22 protein-coding genes are annotated in these 22,591 nt (G+C 60.6%); 7 read left to right on the forward strand and 15 right to left on the reverse strand.

All coding sequences use genetic code 11. The annotated features are described in order from the left end of the window. Positions 1-39 precede the first annotated feature (39 nt). From HMPREF1287_RS07695 to glf, 3 genes are all read right to left on the reverse strand, one after another. Positions 40-969 (reverse strand): alpha/beta hydrolase, encoded by a 930-nt coding sequence (locus HMPREF1287_RS07695; RefSeq protein ID WP_023018140.1) that lies wholly within the window; start codon positions 967-969, stop codon positions 40-42. 23 nt (positions 970-992) lie between these two features. Further along, positions 993-1,208, reverse strand: coding sequence for a hypothetical protein (locus tag HMPREF1287_RS07700; protein ID WP_023018141.1), 216 nt, complete (start codon positions 1,206-1,208; stop codon positions 993-995). Positions 1,209-1,270: 62 nt separating this feature from the next. Then, positions 1,271-2,467, reverse strand: coding sequence for a UDP-galactopyranose mutase (glf, locus tag HMPREF1287_RS07705; protein ID WP_023018142.1), 1,197 nt, complete (start codon positions 2,465-2,467; stop codon positions 1,271-1,273). 157 nt (positions 2,468-2,624) lie between these two features. Between glf and HMPREF1287_RS07710 the strand changes: the two genes are divergently transcribed. Beyond that, entirely contained in the window at positions 2,625-4,523 is a 1,899-nt protein-coding gene (locus tag HMPREF1287_RS07710) for an N-acetylmuramoyl-L-alanine amidase (RefSeq protein WP_023018143.1), read from the forward strand. Between the two features lie 22 nt (positions 4,524-4,545). Here the strand turns inward: HMPREF1287_RS07710 and HMPREF1287_RS07715 are convergent, their stop codons facing one another. The 6 genes from HMPREF1287_RS07715 to serS form a co-directional block, all read right to left on the reverse strand. Next, a complete protein-coding gene (locus tag HMPREF1287_RS07715) occupies positions 4,546-5,376 on the reverse strand; it encodes a Cof-type HAD-IIB family hydrolase (protein ID WP_023018144.1) in 831 nt (276 codons plus the stop codon). A gap of 22 nt (positions 5,377-5,398) precedes the next feature. Next, positions 5,399-6,946 carry a glycerol kinase GlpK gene (glpK, locus tag HMPREF1287_RS07720; RefSeq protein ID WP_023018145.1) on the reverse strand — a complete coding sequence of 516 codons (1,548 nt, stop codon included), beginning with the start codon at positions 6,944-6,946 and terminating at the stop codon, positions 5,399-5,401. A gap of 30 nt (positions 6,947-6,976) precedes the next feature. Next, positions 6,977-7,714: an MIP/aquaporin family protein gene (locus tag HMPREF1287_RS07725; protein ID WP_005279712.1), complete on the reverse strand. Its 738-nt coding sequence runs from the start codon at positions 7,712-7,714 to the stop codon at positions 6,977-6,979. 12 nt (positions 7,715-7,726) lie between these two features. Beyond that, positions 7,727-9,451, reverse strand: coding sequence for a glycerol-3-phosphate dehydrogenase/oxidase (locus HMPREF1287_RS07730; protein ID WP_034654538.1), 1,725 nt, complete (start codon positions 9,449-9,451; stop codon positions 7,727-7,729). 300 nt (positions 9,452-9,751) lie between these two features. Then, positions 9,752-11,383 carry a 1-acyl-sn-glycerol-3-phosphate acyltransferase gene (locus tag HMPREF1287_RS07735; protein ID WP_023018147.1) on the reverse strand — a complete coding sequence of 544 codons (1,632 nt, stop codon included), beginning with the start codon at positions 11,381-11,383 and terminating at the stop codon, positions 9,752-9,754. Positions 11,384-11,410: 27 nt separating this feature from the next. Beyond that, the gene (gene serS / locus HMPREF1287_RS07740; RefSeq protein WP_023018148.1) at positions 11,411-12,667 is read right to left on the reverse strand and encodes a serine--tRNA ligase; all 1,257 of its coding nucleotides are present in this window, start codon (positions 12,665-12,667) and stop codon (positions 11,411-11,413) included. Between the two features lie 65 nt (positions 12,668-12,732). On the opposite strand from serS, the gene HMPREF1287_RS07745 reads away from it, so the two are divergent. From HMPREF1287_RS07745 to HMPREF1287_RS07755, 3 genes are read left to right on the forward strand one after another with little or no spacing between them, the layout of a single operon-like run. Continuing rightward, positions 12,733-13,482 (forward strand): GntR family transcriptional regulator, encoded by a 750-nt coding sequence (locus HMPREF1287_RS07745; protein ID WP_023018149.1) that lies wholly within the window; start codon positions 12,733-12,735, stop codon positions 13,480-13,482. A gap of 27 nt (positions 13,483-13,509) precedes the next feature. Next, on the forward strand, positions 13,510-14,559 hold the full coding sequence (locus HMPREF1287_RS07750; RefSeq protein ID WP_023018150.1) for a septum formation family protein: 1,050 nt from the start codon (positions 13,510-13,512) through the stop codon (positions 14,557-14,559). Next, on the forward strand, positions 14,560-14,907 hold the full coding sequence (locus tag HMPREF1287_RS07755) for a metallopeptidase family protein (protein WP_005279702.1): 348 nt from the start codon (positions 14,560-14,562) through the stop codon (positions 14,905-14,907). Here HMPREF1287_RS07755 and HMPREF1287_RS07760 read toward each other — a convergent pair. Beyond that, a complete protein-coding gene (locus HMPREF1287_RS07760) occupies positions 14,904-15,557 on the reverse strand; it encodes a histidine phosphatase family protein (RefSeq protein ID WP_023018151.1) in 654 nt (217 codons plus the stop codon). The two genes, HMPREF1287_RS07755 and HMPREF1287_RS07760, sit on opposite strands and share 4 nt — an antisense overlap. A gap of 9 nt (positions 15,558-15,566) precedes the next feature. Then, entirely contained in the window at positions 15,567-16,475 is a 909-nt protein-coding gene (gene pheA / locus HMPREF1287_RS07765) for a prephenate dehydratase (RefSeq protein ID WP_005279700.1), read from the reverse strand. Between the two features lie 33 nt (positions 16,476-16,508). On the opposite strand from pheA, the gene HMPREF1287_RS07770 reads away from it, so the two are divergent. Genes HMPREF1287_RS07770 through HMPREF1287_RS07780 form a run of 3 tightly spaced genes read left to right on the forward strand, consistent with a single transcriptional unit; the run spans position 16,509 to position 19,707 of the window. Beyond that, positions 16,509-17,645, forward strand: a complete 1,137-nt coding sequence (locus HMPREF1287_RS07770) for an amidase (RefSeq protein ID WP_023018152.1) — start codon at positions 16,509-16,511, stop codon at positions 17,643-17,645. After that, the gene (locus HMPREF1287_RS07775) at positions 17,642-18,352 is read left to right on the forward strand and encodes a CPBP family intramembrane glutamic endopeptidase (RefSeq protein WP_023018153.1); all 711 of its coding nucleotides are present in this window, start codon (positions 17,642-17,644) and stop codon (positions 18,350-18,352) included. Before HMPREF1287_RS07770 ends, HMPREF1287_RS07775 begins: the two co-directional genes overlap by 4 nt. 59 nt (positions 18,353-18,411) lie before the next feature. Continuing rightward, positions 18,412-19,707, forward strand: a complete 1,296-nt coding sequence (locus tag HMPREF1287_RS07780) for an LCP family protein (protein ID WP_023018154.1) — start codon at positions 18,412-18,414, stop codon at positions 19,705-19,707. Positions 19,708-19,715: 8 nt separating this feature from the next. On the opposite strand, the gene HMPREF1287_RS12460 is transcribed toward HMPREF1287_RS07780, so the two are convergent. From HMPREF1287_RS12460 to HMPREF1287_RS07795, 4 genes are all read right to left on the reverse strand, one after another. Further along, positions 19,716-19,904: a hypothetical protein gene (locus HMPREF1287_RS12460; protein WP_156905121.1), complete on the reverse strand. Its 189-nt coding sequence runs from the start codon at positions 19,902-19,904 to the stop codon at positions 19,716-19,718. 88 nt (positions 19,905-19,992) lie between these two features. Further along, positions 19,993-20,913, reverse strand: a complete 921-nt coding sequence (locus HMPREF1287_RS07785) for a DUF5926 family protein (RefSeq protein ID WP_023018155.1) — start codon at positions 20,911-20,913, stop codon at positions 19,993-19,995. A gap of 20 nt (positions 20,914-20,933) precedes the next feature. Then, the gene (locus tag HMPREF1287_RS07790) at positions 20,934-21,638 is read right to left on the reverse strand and encodes a glycerophosphodiester phosphodiesterase family protein (RefSeq protein ID WP_005279693.1); all 705 of its coding nucleotides are present in this window, start codon (positions 21,636-21,638) and stop codon (positions 20,934-20,936) included. After that, positions 21,638-22,585, reverse strand: coding sequence for an L-lactate dehydrogenase (locus HMPREF1287_RS07795; RefSeq protein ID WP_023018156.1), 948 nt, complete (start codon positions 22,583-22,585; stop codon positions 21,638-21,640). Before HMPREF1287_RS07795 ends, HMPREF1287_RS07790 begins: the two co-directional genes overlap by 1 nt. Between the last annotated feature and the right edge of the window lie 6 nt (positions 22,586-22,591).

Genomic DNA, 22,591 nt, shown 5'->3' on the forward strand with positions numbered 1-22,591 from the left:
CACGCCGAGATTTCTATTAGCTCGGGCAGATCGCGGCCTTTAGCCTCGGCCCCGCAGCGCACGCTTTAATTCGCTGCCGATAATGGTGCGCGCAATCAACGCATCCGAAATAATCCCGCCCATCTGGACGAACGGATGAACTTGGCCTTTAAATTCGATCGAGCTCACTACATTTCCCGCATTGAGCATTCGCTCAACGTAGTCACTTACCTCAGAGACCAACGGATCAAGCTCACCGGTAATCACCGTCGCTGGAGGTAGCCCCACCAGATCGCCATTCCTGCCGGGAGACATGCGGATATCCGTGCGGTCTGCGGTGCCCGCGTAAGAATCATAAAAATAGTTAAGGCGCCGCCGGGTGAGGTAGTAGCCGTCACTAAAATCCGAATGGGATTGCGTGTCAAAGGTGGATAAATCCATGACGGGATAGATCAACACTTGATGAGCCAGCTTATCGCGCAGTTCTTGTGCAATCACCGCTGCGATATTGCCGCCCGCGCTGTCTCCGCCCACGGCAACGCGCGTTGGATCGATGCCAATCCCCAGTTCTCCTTGTAACACCCCGTCTACTACTGCACGGCAATCATCTAGTGGTGCTGGGAAGGGGTGTTCCGGTGCACGGCGATAGTGCACGCTGATACAGATGATTCCCGCTTCTGCGGCAATGTCCCGCACGGTTGTATCCGTGGTCTCTAAATCCCCCAGCACCCAGCCGCCGCCGTGGAAGAAGATAAAGGCAGGCGCTGCTGGTGGGGCATCGGCAAGCGCGGGCTCCTGTGGCACATAAACCCGCACCGTGACACCGCGCACCGAGGTCTCGTACACGGAAACCATCGGGGTTTTCTTGCCCCACGCCGCTGCCGTCTTCTGCTGGGCGGCGCGGTTTTCTTCAGGGGTGCGCGTATCCAGCTGTGGGGCGTCCTTGTTTAAGTCGAGGAATTTTTGGGCTTCGGGCTGAATAAACACCATAAAAATACTTTCCAGTGTCGCACCTAGTGAGCGATGCGAGCACTCATAATCGCGGGGTTAAGCAGCGGAAAGGCCCGCCGGGTGTTCCGGCAGGCCTTCTTTGCTTGCTGCTTTTTCTTATCGGGAATGCGCGTTGCGCGGCTGCGCAGTTTCAGATGTTCCTGGAGCCGCTCCGGGGACATCTTCCACATGCTGCGGTCCGCGTGCCCGGGCTTGGTGTATTTCTTGCGTTGAGCCATGCCGTCACCTCCTAACCTGTGAGGTGACTAATCATAGCGTGCCCAGGGAAGATTAGCAGCTCTTAGTGCCCGCGCTCTTGCTCGATGGCCTTGCCCTCGTTCCAGAAGGGCACGAGCTTGTTATCGAATAGGGACAGCGCGGCGCCGATGGCCATGTGCATATCCAAGTACTGGTAGGTGCCCAGGCGGCCGCCGAATAACACCTTGTTCTCCTTGGCTTCTTGGGCCGCTAGTTTGCGGTACGCCTCCAGCTTGGAGCGATCCTCCGGGGTATTGATGGGGTAATACGGCTCATCGCCCTTATCGGCAAAGCGCGAGTACTCCTTCATGATGACCGTCTTATCGGAGGGGTAACGGTCCTTGCGCTCTGGGTGGAAGTGGCGGAACTCGTGGATGCGGGTGAAGTCCACGTCGGCATCGTTGTAGTTCATCACCGGGGTGCCCTGGAAGTCACCGGTGTCGAGGACCTCGAGGTCGAAGTCCAGGGTGCGCCAGCCGAGCTCGCCTTCGGCGAAGTCAAAGTATCGATCCAGCGGGCCGGTGTAGATTACGGGAGCGTCCGGAGACTCGGCGCGCAGATCCTCGCGGACATCGAACCAGTCGGTATCCAGGCGGACCTCAATGTTTTCATGATCCGCCATGTTTTCTAGCCACGCCGCATAACCATCGACGGGCAGGCCTTCATAGGTGTCGTTGAAGTAGCGATTATTGAAGGTGTAGCGCACCGGCAGGCGGGTGATATTGCTGGCCGGCAGTTCCTTGGGGTCGGTCTGCCACTGCTTGGCGGTGTAGTCGCGAATGAACGCCTCATAGAGCGGACGGCCGATAAGGGCAATGGCCTTTTCCTCCAGGTTCTTGGCCTCATCCACAGAGAATTCGCCGGCCTGGTCCTTGATCAATTCGCGGGCCTCATCGGGTGAGTAGTACCGGCCGAAGAATTGGTTGATAAGCCCTAGCCCCATGGGGAATTGGTAGGCGGTGCCATCGTGCATGGCAAAGACGCGGTGCTGGTAGTCGGTGAAATCGGTGAACTGGTTACAGTACTCCCACACCCGCTTATTGGAGGTGTGGAAGAGGTGCGCGCCGTATTTGTGCACTTCAATTCCGGTGGTGGGGTCCGCCTCGGAGTAGGCATTGCCGCCCAGGTGCTCGCGGCGCTCAACGATGAGCACCTTCTTTCCCAGCTGGCTAGCGGCCCTTTCCGCAACGGTCAGGCCAAAGAATCCGGAACCAACAACGATGAGGTCATAAGAAGTCATGGCTCCCACTTTATTGCACGCCAGCGAGGAACACGGGTCATCGGCGTGTCGCAACAAGATTCACAGTTGTCACACTCGTAGCATCACTATCAACTGTTAACTTTTGGCAACCGTTTTTACAGCTACATCGGCACTTACTCAACCCAGGGAGAATAGAGTGAAGCAACGACGTCGACTAGTCCCCACGAGGTCACCGTGGACCACACCCGTCATCGCGACGGTTTCCTCCATTGCCCTCGTCATGGCGGCCGCATTCGGCGGCCAACAGGTCCTCAAAACCCAGGACTCCGGTTCCGGCGGGCCCATCGAGGTGAAAAACGCCTCAGAAAGCTTTAGCGACGCCGACTCCGTCGTCGTTGATGATCCCGCCGTGGCAGCGCAAGGCGATGGCGAGGGCCCGCGTGCCGTCAAGCACTTCCACCGCGACGAGCCATTCAACATGTTCGCCGTGACCTGGGAAGGCAAGCGCGACGTGCACTCCTTCGTCCGCTCCAAGCAGGAGGACGGCTCCTGGAGCGAATGGTTCGATATGGATGCCATGAACTACGGCGATGGCAAGAACGGTACCGAGCTTATTTACGTGGGCGATACCAACGATGTGCAGGTATCCATGGCCAATGTGGACCTCGTGACCGGCTCCAACCTGGATGACGATGCTGAATTGCTCGAAAAAGCAGCCGGCGCTGCGGATGCCAACCGTGCCGCACCGCTGCCCTATAACGTCGGCGATATCGCCCCTGTAGCTGATGAGAACAACACTGACCGCACCACCGTGTCGGACCTAGATGCCGTCTTCATGGACGGCAATGCCCAAGAAGGCCAAGCCATCGAACCTACTGCCACCACCGATGGCATGCCAAAGGTAGTTTCTCGCTCCGGATGGGGCGCCGATGAATCCAAGCGCTGCCAGCAGCCCACCTACGATGACGGCATCAAGGCGATGACGCTGCACCACACCGCGGGCTCCAATAACTACACCCCGGCACAGGCCGCCGCGCAGGTTCGCGCTGCCTACGAATACCACGCACAGAACCTGGGCTGGTGCGATATTGGATACAACGTGCTCGTGGATAAGTTCGGCACCATCTACGAAGGCCGTTACGGCGGACTCGACAAGGCCGTCCAGGGCGCCCACGTTGGTGGCTTCAACTCCCATAACTGGGGTATCTCCATGATTGGTAACTACGAAATTGCGGAACCATCACAGAAGATGCTGAACTCGGTGGCAGAAATCGCCGGATGGAAGGCCGCTATCTCCGGCATCGATCCCACCGGCACCGCTACCCTGACCTCTGGTGGCTTCGGCGGCTCCAAATATGCGGCCGGCACGCAGGCAACCGTGCCTGCCTTCAGCGGACACAATGATTTCCACTACACCCAGTGCCCGGGTAGCCACACCGTGCAGCACTGGAAAGAGATCCGCGATAACACCAAGCAGAAGTACAACGCGGTCAAGGCCGGCGGTAACTCTGCTGCAATGAATTGGGATAAGAAGCCATCGATTAGCGGCGGTCAGTCCACCCCGGGCGGGACCACCTCCTCCATCGGCGGTGTCGACATTCCAGTATCGACCATCCAGGCCTTGGCTGGCATCGCCGCCGCCGTCTTCGGCGTCCTGGTTGCCAACGACCGCGTGGCACAGCCGGATACTGATAAAAAGGTTGCCGGTAACCTGACCGCGGGCGATATTCCGAATATCGTCAACAAGGTTGTGCAGCTTTCTAATAACGAAGGCCTCAAGGAATCCTGGACCTCCGTCCTCAACGCCTTTGGCCCAGTCCTGGGACTCGCCGTTGGTGGACCGAACTCCACCGATTCCGGCAAGATCATGTACCAGCTCTTCCAAAACGGCGTGGTCCTCTCCTCCAAGGACTCCGGAGCCAAGGCCCTGACCGGGGAGATTGCTAAGAAGTGGGCAGAGGGCGATAACGCCTCCAAGCTCGGCCTGCCCACGACCAATGAGATTAAGAACGGCAAGGAAATCCGCGTCCAGTTCCAGGGCGGCGAGATTGTCTACAACATCGATACCGAAAAGGTAGACATCTACACCAAATAGTCTCCTCCATGGAGAAAGGGCGCTAGAACCAGCGCTCCAACACCTTCGCCACGCCCGCCTGGTGGTTGGCCACGGTGACCGCATCAGCGGCCGCCTTTACCGCCGGGAGGGCGTTTTCCATTGCCACCCCGCAGCCGGCCCAGGTGAGCATCTCAATGTCATTGGGCATATCACCAAAGGCAATGGTCTCTTCCTGCGCTATCCCATGCTGCTTGGCCAACCACTCCACGCCGCGGCGCTTGGTGACGTTGGGGGCCGCAACCTCGAGCACGCCCTCCTGCATGGAGTAGGTGATATGCGCCAGCTCCGGATCGATATGGGGAGCAATCAAGTCATAGAGTTCCGGTGCGGAATATTCCGTATTCCGGATAAGCAGCTTGACCACTGGCTGCGCCACCAGCTCGCCCACGCTGACCACGCCGAAGCCTTCAAAGAGGGCATTTTCGGAGTAGTGCGGGTCGACGACGAAGAGCTCCTCGGGGGCATCGGCAAGCGAACCGCCCGCGCGTTCCGCGCCAAAGCCGACGGTACCAAGGACGCGCTGCGCAACCGTCACCACCTCTTCTAACGCGTCCGGGTACAGCTCGCGCGCGGATAAGACGCGGTCCTCCGCGGAATCATAGAGCACCGCCCCATTAGATGTCACGCATACCGGGCGCACCGTGAGCTGCTCCAGCACCGGCTCTATCCAGCGAAAGGGCCTACCGGTGGATAACGCAAAATAAGCACCCTGCTGCACCGCCCGCGCCACTGCGTCGCGGTTGCGACGCGGGACGCGATGATTGCGGTCCAACAGGGTGCCGTCAATATCGCTCGCGATGAGCCGAGGGGCCCGGGTAGGGAAAGTATCCATACCCGCGAGTTTACTTCAGGACTTAGAAGTCCATCTCATCCTCATCGGAGTCTTCCCAGTTCAAGGAACGCTTGATAGCGCGCTTCCATTCACCGTAGAGGAAGTCCACCTCTTCTTGCTCCATCTTGGGCTTGAATACGGTGAGGTCACCTCGCTGGGTATCCAGGATGCTGAGGTCCTCCCAGAAGCCATTGTCCAAACCGGCAGCGACAGCGGCGCCGGTTGCGGTGGTCTCAATGTTCTTCGGGCGGTGTACTTCCACGCCCAGGATGTCAGACTGGAACTGCATGAGCAGCTCGTTGGTGGTCATGCCGCCATCCACGCGCAGCTCGGTGATCTCCACGCCGGAATCCGCCACCATGGCATCTGCCACGTCGCGGGTCTGGTAAGCGGTTGCCTCGAGGACGGCGCGCGCCAGGTGCCCACGGTTGGCAAAGCGGGTCAGGCCCACAATGACGCCGCGGGCATCGGACCGCCAGTGCGGAGCGAAGAGGCCGGAGAACGCCGGGACGATGTACACGCCGCCGTTGTCCTTGGTCTCGCGTGCCAGGTTCTCAATGGCAGAGGAGTTGGGGATGAGCTGCAGGTTATCGCGCAGCCACTGCACCAGGGAGCCACCCATGGAAACAGAGCCTTCCAGTGCGTACACGGGGCGCTCGCCCTCGCGCTGGAAGCAGACGGTGGTCAACAGGCCGTTTTCGGAGAACTTCGGGGTCGTACCGGTGTTCAGCAGCAGGAAGAGGCCGGTGCCGTAAGTGTTCTTGGCCGAACCCGCGCGGAAGCAGCCCTGGCCAAACATAGCGGACTGCTGGTCGCCCAAGATAGCGCGAATGGGAACGCCGGCGAGGGAGCCGCGCTCGCGGACGGTGCGGAAATCACCCAGGGACGGGCGAATCTCCGGCAGCATGGACATCGGAATGCCCATTTCCTTGCACAGCTCTTCGTCCCACTCCAGCTTTTCGATGTCCATGAGCAGCGTACGCGAAGCGTTGGTCACGTCCGTTGCGTGCAGCGCTTCCTTGTCGCCGTCGCCCTCGGCACCGCCGGTCAGGTTCCACAGCAGCCAGGAGTCAATGGTGCCGAAGAGCAGCTCGCCCTTTTCGGCGCGCTCGCGGACACCATCAACATTATCGAGGATCCACTTGACCTTCGGGCCCGCTGGGTAGGAGTTGATCAGCAGGCCGGTGCGGCGGCGCCACTTATCCGGGCCCTTTTCACCTGCCAGTTCCTTACAGATGGCGGAGGTGCGGGTGTCCTGCCAGACGATGGCGTTATAGACGGGCTCACCAGTGTTCTTATCCCACACCACGGTGGTTTCGCGCTGGTTGGTGATACCGACGGAGTCGATATCTTCTACTGTTATATCGCCATTGGCCAAAGCCTCCCCCACAGCACGGCGGGTGTTGCTCCAGATCTCCTGCGGGTCGTGTTCTACCCAGCCCTTTTCTGGGAAGATCTGCTCGTGCTCGAGCTGGCCCACGGATACCTGATCGCCATCGTGGTTGAAGATGATGCAGCGGGTTGAGGTGGTTCCTTGGTCAATAGCTGCGACGTATTTCTTATCACTCATGTGTCTAATTTCTCCTGTATAGGGGGTGGATTAAAGCGCAATGGACAATAGGCCAACGGCAACAGCCGAAAGCAGCGGGCCAACAATCGGCACCCATGCATAGCCCCAGTTAGCGCTGCCCTTGTCCTTAATGGGAAGGACGAAGGCGTACATCAAACGCGGTCCCAAGTCACGGACCGGGTTGATGGCGTATCCCGTAGGCGTACCAAGGGACAGGCCGACGGCAACAACGACGAATGCCACGCCGAAGTAGCTCAGTGGGCCCAGCTCGCCACCGGCAGGACCGAAGGCGATGAACATCAACAATACGGTGGTGGCGATGAACTCGGTTACCGTATTCCAGCCATTGTGTGGGTGTGCGGGGGCGGTGAAGAAGATTCCCCCGGTTTCAGAATTGGCGCCGGTAACCTTGCCCTCTTCGTCGTAGTTATTCGCATCGAAGAGTTGCTTGAACGCGGCCCATGCCAGGAAGGCACCGAACATAGCACCCAGGATTTGGCCTAGCGCGTAGAACGGAACCAGGTTCCATTCAAGCGAACCATTGAGCGCAAGCATGAGCGTTACCGCAGGGTTCAAGTGGCCGCCAGAGGGGTCGGCCACGCTGGCGCCGACGAAGACGCCCATGCCCCAGCCCAAGGCAATAACAATCCAGTCGGAGCCACGAGCGCCCGAGGTGCGGAGGTTTACCAGCGCGCACACGCCGTTACCAAGAAGCAGCAGCAGTGTGGTGCCGATAAACTCCCACAAAAATGCATCAGATCCAGCCATTAGCGCCTCCCCTTATCCTTGAGTCTCGGTCGGACGAGCGGAGCCAGCGCGGACCAGGATGTCGTTAGCTTCGCGGTCGGTCACAGCTGCCTCAGCGGCCAGCTCTGCCTCGGTGTGCTTGGTGAAGGTATCCACCTCGAGCTGCTTGTCTTCCTCGCTCCAATCCAGCAGCGGAGCAACGAAATCTGCAACCGCAGGAGCTGCGTTGACGCCACGGTCACCAAACTCGATGGCAACGCGGAGGCGACGGGTCAAGATATCGTCCAAGTGCAGCGCGCCCTCGTGGGTGACGGCGTAGCGCACCTCAGCCCAGAGGTAGGTTTCAGCACCGGGAACGGGCTCGAGCAGGGACTCATCATCCTGCGCAGGAGCCAGAACCTCGCCCAAAAGCGAACCGTAGCGGCCGAGCAGGTGCTCGATGAAGTCCTCGCTCAGGTTGTAGCGGCGGGCCAAGGTAGGAATCTGGTTGGCCAGAGCGTGGTAGCCGGCAGCGCCCAGGATCGGGGTGTGCTCGGTGATGGACTCTGGCACCTTGCCGCCGAGTTCTTCCACGGCTAGGTCAACGGCATCCTTACCGATGACGCGGTAGGTGGTGTACTTACCACCGGCAACGGAGACCATACCCGGGGCCACGCGAGCCACGGCGTGGTTGCGGGACAGGTTAGTGGTGGAGTCGGACTTGCCGGACAGCAGCGGGCGCAGGCCGGAGTAAACACCGACGATGTCATCGCGGGTGATCTGGCGGCGCACGCGCTGGTTGACCTCATCCAGGATGTAGTCAATATCCGCCTTGGTGGGGGCGGGATCCGGAAGGGATAGGCCCTTCTCCCAGTCGGTATCGGTGGTACCGATGATCCAGTAGTCACCCCATGGGATGACGAAGAGGACGGACTTTTCGGTTACGAAGCACAGGGCTGCTTCTGCATCCAGGGCATCCTTTGGCACGACGATGTGCACGCCCTTGGAAGCGTGGACGGTGAACTTGCCTTCCACACCGGCCAGCTCCTGGATCTTGTCGTTCCAGACGCCGGTGGCGTTGATGAAGACCTTACCGCGCACGGTGGTCTCGCGGCCGGTGGCGGTATCGCGGACCTTAGCGCCAACGACGCGGCCGCCGCGGTCCTTGTCAAAGCCGATGACCTCGGTATTGGTGCGCACATCGGCGCCGTACTCGGCGGCGCTGCGCAGCACGGTCATAGTGTGGCGAGCATCGTCCACCAGGGTGTCGTAGTAGCGCACACCGCCGACGATGGCGTCTTCCTTCAGGCCAGGGGTGACCTTGAGGGCACCCTTGCGGGTGAGGTGCTTTTGCATCGGCACGCTCTTTGCGCCGCCCATGAGGTCATAAAGGGTAAAGCCACCGAACATCATGACGCGCTCCCATACGTGGTGGGTGAGCGGGAAGATGAACTTCAGCGGCTTAACTAGGTGGGGAGCCAACGTGGACATGTTGAGCTCGCGCTCCTTCAGCGACTCTGCCACGAGGCGGAAGTCAAACATTGCAAGGTAGCGCAGGCCACCATGGAACATCTTGGAAGAGCGAGAAGAGGTACCAGCGGCGAAATCGCGGGACTCCAGCACCGCGGTCTTCAAACCACGGGTTGCCGCATCCAGTGCCGCGCCGGCACCTACGGAGCCACCACCGATGATGACGACGTCGTAGTCCTCATCCGCGTAGCCATTCCACACATTTTCAAAATATTTGGGGTTAAAGGATTGATTGCTTTGCTGGGTCATTAGAGACCGCATCTCCTTCCTTGGTGCTCATGCGTGCTTGCTCCGACAAACGATGAATGAGATGGCGTAAGCACAGCTAAAAGCAAGTTTTGGATGATTCATGATGGCGACTATTGCACTCTAAAAAGTAGAGCCAATATCTCCTATCTCCTATGGTAGAGGTCACCGCTTAAACATTCACTAGAGGTTTCTCACACGTAACTTCCGGCCCCGTAAGCAGTCAATTCCCGCCCTTTGATTAGCCAACCAAAAAGAAAACCACCCCCTCGCGGGGGTGGTAACGCCAACGTTTGCACGCGCCTAGTCTTTTTGTAACCGGGCCATCGCTTCCAAAACCTCGGACATGCCTGCGCGCTCGGCGGAATACGTCACAGCCTGCGCATCCTTGACCACTTCGATGGGTGCTGTCTCCAGGGCAACGACCGGGATGTGATTCAAAAACCCCTCATCCCCCGGCTCATTACCAAAGACCAATGCCTCGCTCGGCTTGGCGTCCAAATCATCCAGGATGCAGTCCACGCCGGCGGCGGCCGTGGCGGAGGTAACCTTCATCGCCTCCTTATCCAAGAGCGGCTTTTCGGCCTGCTCATCAAGCTGGATATGCCACACCGCCTGCGGGACATCGAGATCCGCATCGCACGAGACCACGATGAGCACCTCCGCCGCCGGGTAGATGCTTTCTAGCGCCGCCTTCAGCCGCGGGGTCAGGGCATCATCTTCCCAGTTCAGCGTGCTTTGATGCGCCACCACTACGCGCGGGATGGCAGAAAACTGGGCCTTGAGCCGGTGCGGCAGGCGGGAGACGATCAAGCGCGATTGGGTCGCCGCGGCGAGCAGTCCCTGCTCTACCACGGATCCTTCCCAGATCTCCTTGCTGCTTGCGGCAATCGACGCCTGGGCCTGCGCCACATCCGTCTTCAGCTGGGCCATGACATCGGCGACCTTATCCTTGCCCTCATCCAAGCCGCGGGTTGCCTCTTCCACCACGGCATTGAGGTTGGTCTTGACCCACTCCAAGGTATCGGCCGCGATGTGCTTCTTTTCCTGCGACTCTTTGCCATCGTGCCCATCCTGGCCTTCCTCACCCTTGGCAGAGGCCATGTGGTTGCGCACGAGTTCAACGGTGGAAACGGAAACGCGGTCTTTGAGTCCCACCAAGTCATCGCGCAGGCGACGCACCCGGTGCCGCTCCGTTTCCACCTCCGCATCGCGGGCTTCGGCCTCTTCCAGCGTCGGGGCGGAACCACCCTTGCGCGCGGGAACCCAATATTCGCCGGCGGGCATGGGGCCGAACTCCGCCTCGTAATCCTCCCAGAGTCCCTCCAAGGCCTCCTGCATGCGGCGGCGGATTTCTCCGGTATCGGCTTCTGGATCCCCGGTGGGGTAATACGGCTCGAGCGCGGTAATAAAGACCGGAGTCTTGGTGCGGCCCAAGTTCTTTTTGTGGCCCTTTGTCCACAGGCGCTGCGAGCCGAACATCACCTGCGGAACAACCGGCACACCGGCTTCAAAAGCGATGCGGGAGGCGCCGGTTTTCATGCTGCGAATTTCAAAGCTGCGGGAAATCGTGCCTTCAGAAAAGACGCCGACGAGCTCGCCGGCCTCGGCAAGCTCTACCGCCTTGCGCAAGGACTCTTTGCCATCGATGCGGTCTACCGGCACGTGCCCCATAGCGCGCAGCAGGGCGCCCACGCCTGGGGTGCTAAAGATGCTGGCCTTGGCTAGAAAGCGCACCAGCCGTTTTTTGCGATAGGCAATGAACGCGCCGAACAGAAAATCCATATACCCGGTGTGATTGCACACAAGGACGGCACCGCCGTCATCGGGAATATTCTCCTCCCCAGACAGGCGCATCTGCAGGCCTTGGGCCAAGGTGAGGCCGCGCCCGATGTGGGTGATCTGGCGGTACAAGAAATTCGTCGCAGCGTTCATGGTGCTCCTTTAGCTTTGTTCCGCAGGCTACTGCGGCGTGAGGACATCCTTGCCCACGAATGGGCGCAGGGCCTCTGGAACAACGACGGAGCCATCGGCTTGCTGGTGGTTTTCCAAGATCGCCACGATCCAACGGGTGGTGGCCAGGGTCCCGTTCAAGGTGGCGGCCACCTGCGTCTTCCCGTTCTCATCGCGGTAACGGGTGGACAGGCGGCGGGCCTGGAAGGTGGTGCAATTGGAGGTGGAGGTCAGCTCGCGGTAGGTGCCTTGGGTTGGCACCCACGCCTCGTTATCGAATTTGCGGGCCGCCGAAGAGCCCAAGTCACCGCCGGCGATATCGATGGTGCGGTACGGCAATTCCATCGCAGCCAGCATTTCCTTTTCCATATCGAGGAGCTTTTGGTGCATGTCCTCGGCGTCATCCGGCTTGCAGTAGACAAACATTTCTAGCTTGTCGAATTGGTGCACGCGCAGGATGCCGCGGGTGTCCTTGCCGTGGGAACCGGCCTCCCGGCGGAAGCAGGAGGACCAACCCGCGTACTGCAGGGGACCATTGGATAGATCGATGATCTCATCCTTGTGGTAGCCAGCCAGCGCGACTTCGGAGGTGCCCACGAGGTAGCGATCATCGGCTGGCAGGTAGTAAATCTCATCGGAGTGCTGGCCCAAAAAGCCCGTGCCGGACATGATCTCTGGGCGCACCAAAACCGGCGGAATCATCAGCTGGAAGCCGGCTTCCCGCGCCTTTTGCGCAGCCAACATCAGCATGCCCAGCTGCAGGAATGCGCCATCGCCGGTGAGGTAGTAGAAGCGGGCGCCGCCGACCTTCGCACCGCGCTTGACGTCAATGAGCCCCAGGGATTCACCGAGTTCAAGGTGGTCCTTGGGCTCGAAATCGAAGTGCGGGATCTCACCTACCTCTTCAACGAGGACAAAGTCATCCTCGCCGCCGGCGGGTGCGCCTTCGACGACGTTATCGATCTTGTACTGCAGCTCTTCCACCGTGGCCTCAGCCGCGGACCGAGCCTCTTCAGCCTCTTTGACCTTGGCTTTCAGCTCATCTGCGCCTTCCAGCAACGCCGGGCGCTCTTCCGGGGAGGCCTGACCAATCTTCTTGCCCAGGGATTTCTGCTGGGAACGCACCTCGTCGGCCTTCTGGATGGCAAGGCGGCGCTTCTCATCGGCTGCGAGGAGCTGATCCACGAGCGAGGGGTCTTCCCCACGGGTGACCTGGGAGGCGCGGACAACGTCTGGGTTTTCACGGAGTAGCTTGAGATCAATCACGGAACTGATTCTAACGCACTGCCATTGCCTTGCCGTGGTAATAACCAGCGAATTATTATGGAATCATGTCCTCCCTAGAATTACCGGCCCGCGAAATCAGCGATGGCCCCACCCCAAAGCACGCCCAATTGCACGATATTCTGGAGGAATTATGTAATACCACCCTCAAACCCGGTGATATCCTCCCCGGTGAGAGGCTCCTGGAGGAGACCTACGGTGTCTCCCGCATTACGGTGCGCCGGGCCATCGGGGATCTCGTAGCCGCCGGCAGATTGCGCCGCGTGCGCGGTAAGGGCACCTTCGTTGCCCCCAACCCCTTGGTATCGCGCCTGCACCTGGCCTCCTTTTCCGATGAAATGAGTGCTCAGGATGTGGTGGCTTCCTCCAAGATCCTCAACAGCGGCCGCGCGAGCGCCCCGGAGGCGGCCACCAACTTCTTTGGCACCCCTGCCACGGAAGAACAGATTCATTTGCGCCGACTGCGCTTGGGCGATGGCGAGCCCTATTCCATCGATGACGGCTGGTATAACTCCGCTTTTGCGCCGAGCCTGCTGGAAAATGACACCTATAATTCGGTGTATTCCATTTTGGATAAGACGTTTGGCGTCCCCATCACGGACGCGGACCAGACCGTCTCCGCCATTGCCGCCAATGAGGAGATTGCGCCGCTTCTCGATGTCCCCGTGGGTTCCCCATTGCTGCACATCGTGCGCTGCTCGCGCTCGGGGGATAAGCCCGTGGAGTGGTGTTCCTCGGTCTACCGCACCGATAGGTACCACCTGAATACCCGCGTTTCCCGGGATACCTCAATATAGAAAACACCCTGCTTAAAGGGTAAGATAATGGGCCTTATGAAGAAATCACCTGCGTGGCGTTCCGCTGTGGCCGTCCAGATTGCCTTGATCTCAGCAATCGCGGCGGCCGTTTTCATGGGCATCTACGGCATTGTCAGCAACCACGGGTCTAACGGGGGCGATACTACCGCCGCGTCCGAACAGTCCTCTGCGGGCGGTGCCGATGGCTCAGGATCCTCCGATGCAAAGGTGGAGCCTTTTACCTCCGCTTCCGCTGGGTCCTGCGTGACGTGGGATATCAATGAGGATGGCTCTGCCGCTTCCTTCAAGGAGGTGGAATGCTCGGAGCAGCACCGCTTCGAGGTTTCCACCGTGGAGGATCTCAGCGTCTACCCCACCAGTGAATTCGGCCCGGATGCCTCGCGGCCCGCGCTCACCCGCCAGCACCAGCTGCGCGATGAGCTCTGCGAATCCGCCACGGTGAGCTACCTGCACAGCAAGTGGGATCCGCACGGAAAATACGATATTGCCTCCATCCTGCCGCCGGAATCCGCGTGGGATAATGGTGACCGCACCCTGCTGTGTGGCCTACAGACCACCGATGATCGCGGCGTGCCGCAATTGACCACCGGCAATGTCGAGGCTTCCGAGCAGGCCAATCTGACTAAGCCAGGCGAGTGCTTGGCCATTGATGATAAGCAGGTACCGCACGTCGTGGACTGCGGACAACCACACCAGCTAGAGACGGTATCCGTTATCGATCTGGGCAAGAAATTCCCCGATGCTTACCCGGATGGCAAGGAGATGGATAAATTCCTCTCGGATTCCTGCACCGCCGCCGCTGAGGATTACCTAGGCGGGGAAGAGCAGCTCTACCAATCCACACTGCAGCCGTTCTGGGGCACCGTGTCTGAAGAGTCCTGGAATGGCGGCACCAAGTCCGTAAACTGCTCGCTCGTCCACGCCCGCGATGATGGCGGCTTTTCCTCCATCACCGGCGCCGCCACCGGTGGCCGCCAAGCGCTCTCCATCGATGGCAACCCGCCGGAGGAGCGCCCAGAGCGCAACCCGATTCGCGATAATAAGCCGGCGCCGTAAATGTATTCCGTATCGGAAGAACGCTTCGAGGAAATGGTCAATGACGCCCTCGATCAGGTGCCCGATGAATTCGTGCGCAAGATGCGCAACCTGGTGATCATGGTGGAAGAAGAAAACCCCGATGATCCCACCTTGCTAGGGCTCTATGAGGGCGTCGCCCTGCCCCAGCGCACCTTCGACCACACCGGGTATTTGCCCGATGCCATCTTCATCTACCGCAGCACTTTGCAGCGCTGGGCCGCGTCAGAAGAAGACTTGGCCGAGCAGGTCAAGGTCACGGTCTTCCACGAGCTAGGCCATTACTTTGGCATGGAAGAACACGAACTGCACCAGCTGGGCTGGGGCTAGAGCTCAATATCGGCCCAGCGGGTAAGCGTCCACTCGCCAAATTTCTTGCCGCGCGGCTCCATCACGGTAAAGCGGCAATTGGGCATATAACCGGTATAGGCAAAGTCCGCGTCCGCCCCGGTGGCGTGCTTGGTTACCACCCGGATGGCGGCGCCGTGGCTGACGAGGATGACATCGCGGTCATCGGCAAGCTGCGCCGCAATCTCTTCCAACGCGGGCTGGAAACGCGAAAGCACGTCCTGGAGCCGCTCGCCACCTTCCATGGCGGCCTGGCTATCGCCGTAGCACCAGCCGCGCATGGCCGTATCGTGGCTGCGGTGGGCGGCCTCGCTAGCATCGAGCTCCCAATCGCCGGCGAAAATCTCCTGCACGTTCGGGATGACATCGATGGGAATGGAAAAGCGCGGCAGGTTCCGCTCCTGTTCAAAGGCGCGCGCCGCCAAGGTGGCGGTCTGCTGCGCCCGCAGCGCAATCGAGCACTTGAAGTCGACCTCGCGCTCGCCCACAAAGCCTGCTAATTCCCGGCCCACCTCCGTGGCCTGGTTGCGCCCCAGATCCGTAAGCTCCGCGCCCGGCGGCCGGGTATCAAGCAGCCGGGAGACGTTGGAATGGGTTTGGCCATGGCGCAGCAGGATGATTCTTCCAGTCATGCGTCCAGATTATTGACCCCTGCGCGCCCTCGCCACCCAAGCATCCGCCTCCGCCAGGTCCCGCGGTGGGTGGCCGACGGGCGTAGCGGTGGGCCAGGAGCCCAAAAAGCGCAATTCCTCTGCCCGCAACCACACTGCGCGCAGGGCCTCAGCGACCGGCTGGTCATCGATATGCCCAATCAAGTCCACATAGAAGCGGTAGGTGCCAAAGGTCTGGCGAGTCGGCCGCGACTCAATCCGCGAGAGATCCACCCCGCGGTGGGCAAAGTCTTGTAAGGCCCCCACCAGGGTTCCCGGCTGGTTGGGCAGGGTAAAAATGACGCTGGTGCGATCCTGGCCGGTGCGCGCGGTCGGGCGACCCGGCAGGCCCACCAACACAAAGCGGGTGGCCGCGCCCTGCACGTCCGCCACGCCGCTCGCCTTGGTTTCTAGGCCGAAGATTTCAGCCGCCCGCGCTGGCGCCGCCGCCGCGTCGACCTCCCCGCGCGCTACGGCCTGCGCCGCCGCCGCATTCGAACTAGCCGGCACGAATTCCACGCCCGGCGCGTTCTCCGCTACCCAGCCGCGGATTTGTTGGAAGGCCACCGGGTGCGTACTGAGGCGCGTGATGTCTTTCGTTCCCGGCCTTGTCATGATGCTGAAGGTAACGGGGATATCTACCTCGCGGTAAATCTGTACGGGATCGCCTTCTACCAGCGCGTCAAAGGTCGTCGTCACCGCCCCATCCACGGAATTTTCAATGGCGACGCAGGCATAATCGGCCTGCCCGGCGCGCACGGCCGCCACCGCCGCTGATGGCGAGTCCACCGGCAGGGTCTCCACGGTCTCCCCGCGCGCTTCCCACTCGGCGGCGAATTTGTGCACGGCGGCCTCCGTGAACGTACCGGCGGGGCCTAAGAAAGCGATGGTTGTAGTCATACCCGTCACCTTAGCCCACTAGACTGGTGCGCCATGGACTTTTCCATAGAACGACTCCGCGCGGATGTGCAGGGCATGGGCCCTCAAGAGCACGGTTTTACCTACCTGGATCTGCAGCGCACCCCCACCCGCACCGGCCGGCTGCGCGGGTGGATCCTTTCCGCAAAGGATCTCAACGATGTCGCGGGCATGCCCACCACCTTGGGCAATGCCAAGCGCACCTACTATCCCGCGGTCAGCGAGCCGTTCATCGCGAAGTTGGAAAAGCAGGGCGCGATATTCATTGGCAAGTCCTCCACCCCGGAGTTGGGCTTGCGCGTCGATACCGAGCCGGTGGATCTTCCCCACCCCGATAATCCCCTTTATCCAGGCCGCACCCCGGGCGGTTCTTCTGGCGGCGCGGCCGTCCAGGTAGCCCGCGGCCTCGTGCGCGCGGCCCAGGCCAGCGATGGCGGCGGTTCCATCCGCGTTCCCGCGGCGGCCTGCGGGGTCGTGGGGTTTAAGCCTGCGGGCAGCAGCCTGGGCGCGGAGGGGTTTATCACCCGCACCGTGGCCGATAATGCGTTCCTGCACGGCCACCGCATGATCACCCCGCGCGCCCGCATTGGGCTGTTGCTGGAGCCGCTTTTTGCCGCGACCCGGGTGGAGGCCCACCACCTGCGGGCGGCACGCGAGGCCGCAGATCGGCTGCGCGCCGCGGGGTTCGAGGTCGTCCCCATTGCGCCGTATCCGCAGGCAGCGGCCACGTTTGCGCACTTCCGCGAGATCTTTACCTCCCGGTTTGCGGGGCTACCACAGGCAGAGGGCTACGCGGCTTGGGTGGCCCAGCAAGGTGCTACCGTATCCGCCGCCGAGCTAAGCGCCGCGCAGCGCCATGTCCGCCACCTCCCGGAGCTCTTGGCGCAGCAGTGGCGGGTCGATGCCATTATCACGCCCATGCTCTCCGCGGATCCCCCGCTGCGGGGGCATTTCCTGTCCCTTCCGCACGCGGAGAATTTCGACGCCCAAACGCGCTGGTCACCCTGGGCCTCACTGTTTAATATGGCCCAATTGCCCGCCATTTCCGTTCCTTGGGCCATCCCCGCGCACCCGCCCGTCGGCGTGCATGTGGGAGGCATTACGCTTTCCGATGCCCAACTTTTAGGCCTCGCCCACATCCTGCACCCATGACCAAGAACCTCCGCGCCGAACTGCTCATCGTCCTGACCCTGACCTTTGGTATTTCCGGGGTCAGGGCGGTGCTGCGGCTAATCAATTCACTGGCCGCCCCGCAGCCACTCAATGAGCAATCCGTCACGCTCAACTCCAGCCAATCCAGCCTTGCGTGGGTGGATTTGGGCCTGCAATTGTGCTCGGCGGCGGTCCTTTTTGCCTATGGTGCGCTGGTGATTTTCCTGCTGGCACAAGACCACATTAAACCGGCTGCCTACCGCGCCTTTGATTGGTTACACGGCGCGGGGCTTGCCGCGCTCATCGGCATCCCGGGCCTAGTTTTGTATTTCGCCGCGGTGCAGTTTGGCTGGAGCAAAGAGGTCATCCCCGGTGACTTCGATAATGCGTGGTTAGAAATCCCGATGTCCCTCATCAAGGCCGCCGCCAATGCCTTTGCGGAAGAGACCGTGGTGGTCATGTGGCTGATGACCAGGCTGCGCCAGGCGCGCTGGTCGCTGCCGGCCGCCTTGGCGGCAAGCTCTATCCTCCGCGGTTCATATCACCTGTACCAGGGGGTATCGGCCGGCTTTGGCAATATCATCATGGGCGTTATCTACGGCTATTACTATCACCGCACCGGCCGCGTGTGGCCGCTTGTCATCGCGCACTTTCTTATCGATGCGATCGCTTTCCTCGGCTATTCCTTCGGCCTTTCCGTACTTTAAGTGTGGCGTGCTCGCGAGGAAAGCGGGGGAATTGGCCGGCGCCTTGTAAGGTATAGCGCATGACTGAATCAGGACGAGATCCGCATCGGGAGGCGCGCCGCGCTGGCGATAGCTCATCCAGTGAGTTCGTCCTTGGGGCCGATGGCCGTCCCCTCAAGGACCGCTATGGTCGGCCCATTCGCCGCCGGCCGCGCACGAATCGTTCCGAGCCGCAGCAGCACATCCCGCGCCAGGAAACCCCCACCCGCTACCCCAGCCAGTACCGGGCCCAGCAGCAGCGTTCCGCGCAGCAACCACCACAGCGGCCACAACAGCCACAGCAACGGCCGCCACGGCGACCACAACCATCGCAGCCGCAATCGCCGCAGCAGCTGCAACAGCGCTACCAACCACAACAAGCTCAGCAACCGCCCCGCCGCCACTCTAAGCCGCACAGCCGCCGGAAAAAGACCAATCCGGTCAAGCGGTTCTTTGGCTGCGCCGGTATCTTTGTCCTCGTCGTCGTAGTGTGCAGCCTTATCTTCGCACTGTGGGCCGATACGCGCCTGACCCGCGTGGATGCCTTCCCGGATGAGCAGGTGGCCAATACCTCCGGCACCAATTGGCTGTTGGTGGGATCCGACTCCCGCCAGGGCCTGTCCGAAGAAGACCAACAAGCGCTCGGCACCGGTGGCGATGTGGGCGAGGGACGCACCGATACCATCATGCTCCTGCATATCCCGCGCTCCGGCCAAGCCCAGCTAGTCTCCATTCCGCGCGATAGCTACGTGGAAGTACCCGGCTTCGGCATGGATAAGATCAACGCCGCCTTTGCCTACGGTGGGCCAAAGCTCCTCACGCAAACCGTGGAGGGCAATACCGGCCTGCACATTGACCACTATGCCGAAATCGGCATGGGTGGTTTGGCCAATGTGGTCGATTCCGTCGGCGGCGTTGATATTTGCGTTGCAGAGCCCATCAATGACCCGCTGGCGGGCATCGATCTGCAGGAAGGCTGCCAAAAGCTAGAGGGCAGCGATGCTCTGGGGTATGTGCGCACCCGCGCCACCGCAATGGGCGATCTCGACCGCGTGCAGCGCCAGCGCGAATTCTTCGCGGCGCTGCTAGATAAGATCACCTCCCCAGCGACGCTGATTAACCCCTTCCGGTCGATTTCCCTGATTAACCACACCGCCTCCTCTTTCATCGTGGGCGATGGCGATCACGTATGGCACCTGGCCCGCGTGGCGCTCGCAATGGGATCCGGAGTGGATACGGAAACCGTTCCCATTGGCGGCTTCCAGGACACCGTCGTGGGCAATGTCGTGCTCTGGGACGATGAAGGCGCCCAACAGCTCTGGGACTCCATGAAATAGGCCTGAACTCAATCTTCGTATCGGAAAAACGCTATTGAGAAACCAGCAAGTGTGGTTGCTATGAAGAATTCAGGGAGAATTCTCCACTCCACAGGATCCATAGAAAGCATCCTAATTATGCCAAGGATGAAGGCTATTGCGCTGGCGGCTGCGGAAGCCCAGGCTATGCGCCGCGGCCCTGAGTTTTTCTTGTTCATGCCTTAACTCGTCCTAGCTAGATTGCGAAGAAAGCGGCCCTTTCCTCCTTGCCTTTTCGAGGTAAAGGGCCGCTTTGTTGTGGTGCGTTTAGCGCAACGTCACCTGGCGGGACTTGATGTTTTCTAGCTGCTTGCGCTCTTCTGCGTTCAATTGCGCGTCATTGGAGATTTCTTCTTCCAAGGCCTTATCTACGCGCGCGAGCTTGTCCTCATAAGAGGAGTAATCAACCTCGGGCTGCACGTCAAAGACGGGAGCGATAAGGCCGTGGGTGCGGAATACTCCAGCAAACTTGGTGTCCTCGCCCAAATTCAGCTCGCCGCGCGCGGCGACTCGCGCCAACGCGTTGAGGAATGCGGCCTCATCGTCATTCGGGCGCACCCAACGTACGTGCGCTTTGCCGCCGCCGGCATTGGCCCAAAAGGCGGTACCGGTAATGTCCTTGCCCACCTGGTGGGATTCGATGACCGAGTCATTGGCGGCGCGCATGGACTGCGATACCTCAGGGGTGACCTGCGCGCCTTCCGGAATCCACCAGCTGAAGTCCTGGTGGACTTCGATGTCGAGGGTAGTTGCGGCATCGATAAGCTCACTAAGCTCCGGCTGCGAGCCATCGGCTGCGGTCGATTCCAAGGTAGAGCCTGGATCGTTGTTCTTGACCCAGTTCAGGGCGAAGGCCAGATCCCGGCCAGGGTTGTGGGTATGGGACTGCACCTGGAGTGCCACAAAAGCATCGCCGCCGAATTCCTCATCGCGGATCAGCGCCGCGGTGGCGCCCGGGAGGACGGTGGAGATGTAAACGTTCCTATCGCAGCCCTTCACGTCGAGCTTCGCAAAAGCGGAGGGCACGAACTCTTGCATGGCAACGAGGGAAGCCTCCGCCGCAAGGCCGCTATAGGGGCGCGGATCCTTTTCCAGGGCGGCGCGCTCTTTGGCACGGGCAGCAAGCTTCGCCTGACGGCGGGACATGCCCTCAGGCAGGTCTTCTTGTTTCTTTTTCTTCTTGGCCATGCCTCCAAGATACCTGCTTTCTACAGCTCAATAGCGCGCAGGGCCACCTCCGGCTGATTGGTGGCAAGCATGTCCACGCCATTGGACCAAGCCCACTTCATGTCCTCCGGCTTATCAACGGTCCACATATACGTGGGCAAGCCCTGCGCACCAATAATGGCCGCCTGCATCTTGGCGCGCAGCAGGGAAACCCCCAGGGCGCTCGGCCGCGACCACATGAAATCCGAGCGATTGAAATGGCGTTCCCAGTCTCGGCGCAGGTAAATGCGGTCAATGTGCGGCGCCAAAATCTTCATGCGCCGGATGGCCTTATGGGAAAAGGAAATAACGTGCATGCGCGGGTCCTCATCGAGCCCGGCGGCGCGCAGTCGTTCCATGACCCGCTTTTCCAAGGCGCTGCCTTGCCCGGAGGGGTGCTTGGTTTCAATATAAAGGTGGTGGGGCTTGTCCCCCAGCATGGCCAGGAGGTCATCGAGAAGCATCATGCGCTGCCCCTTGCCGATGTCGACCTCACTCAGCTCCCGCCAGTCCATCGCCGAAACCCGCCCGGCGCGCCCCGTCGTTCGCTCCAAGGTGGGATCGTGTTGGACTACCACCTTGCCGTCGCGGCTTAACCGCACGTCGCACTCCACGCCGTGGATGGGAAGCTCCAGGGCCTTTTCAAAAGCTAAGGGGGATAGCTCCGGGTATTTTCCGGAGTATCCCCTATGCGCGACGATGTGCACTAGCCAAAGAACTTTTCTTTGATGTCATTGAGCGTCTTTGCAGAAGCGTCGAAGCGCTCCTTTTCGTGCTCGTTGAGCTGCAGCTCTACCGGGCGGACGATGCCGGTGCGGTTTACGATGGCTGCGGTGCCGATGTAGAGGTCCTCCACGCCGTACTCGCCCTGCAGGTAAGCAGAGACGGGAAGCGCCACGTCCTGGTTCTGGATAATCGCGGCGGTAATGCGTGCAAGCCCCATGCCGATGCCGTAGGAGGTCGATCCCTTTGCATCGATAATGGAATAGGCGGCGTCACGGGTTTCTTCAAAGATCTTTTCAATGCGCTCGGCGTATTCCGGCTCCTTTTCCAGCTTCTGCGAAAGCGGCACACCGGCAACATTCGCGGTGGAGACTGCGGGCAGCTCAGAATCGCCGTGTTCTCCAATGATGTAGGCGTGCACGGACTTCGGGGCCACGCCTTCCAATTCACCCAGCATGTAGCGGAAGCGCGCGGAGTCCAGAATCGTACCGGAGCCGATGACCCGCTTGTGGTCAAAGCCGGAGGCCTTCCATACCGCATAGGTCAGGATATCGACCGGGTTGGAGGCGACCAAGAAGATGCCGTCGAAGTCATTAGCGATGACATCTGCGACGATGCTGTTCATGATCTTGACGTTCTTATCCACCAGGTCAAGGCGGGTTTCGCCGGGCTTTTGGGCGGCGCCGGCGCAGATGACGACCATGTCAGCGTCCGCGCAATCCGCGTAGGTTCCCTTGGTGACGCGGGTACGCTGTGGCGACCAGACCACACCGTGGTTGAGGTCCATGACATTGCCTTCCAGCTTCCGCTCATCGATGTCGATGATGGCCAGGTGGTCGACGATGCTCTGGTTGACCAGTGCGTAGGCGTAAGCGACTCCCACGTCACCCGCGCCAATGAGAACGACTTTATTTCCTACATGCTTTGCCATGACCCT

The organism is Corynebacterium sp. KPL1986 (assembly GCF_000477975.1).
Classification (GTDB): domain Bacteria; phylum Actinomycetota; class Actinomycetes; order Mycobacteriales; family Mycobacteriaceae; genus Corynebacterium; species Corynebacterium accolens.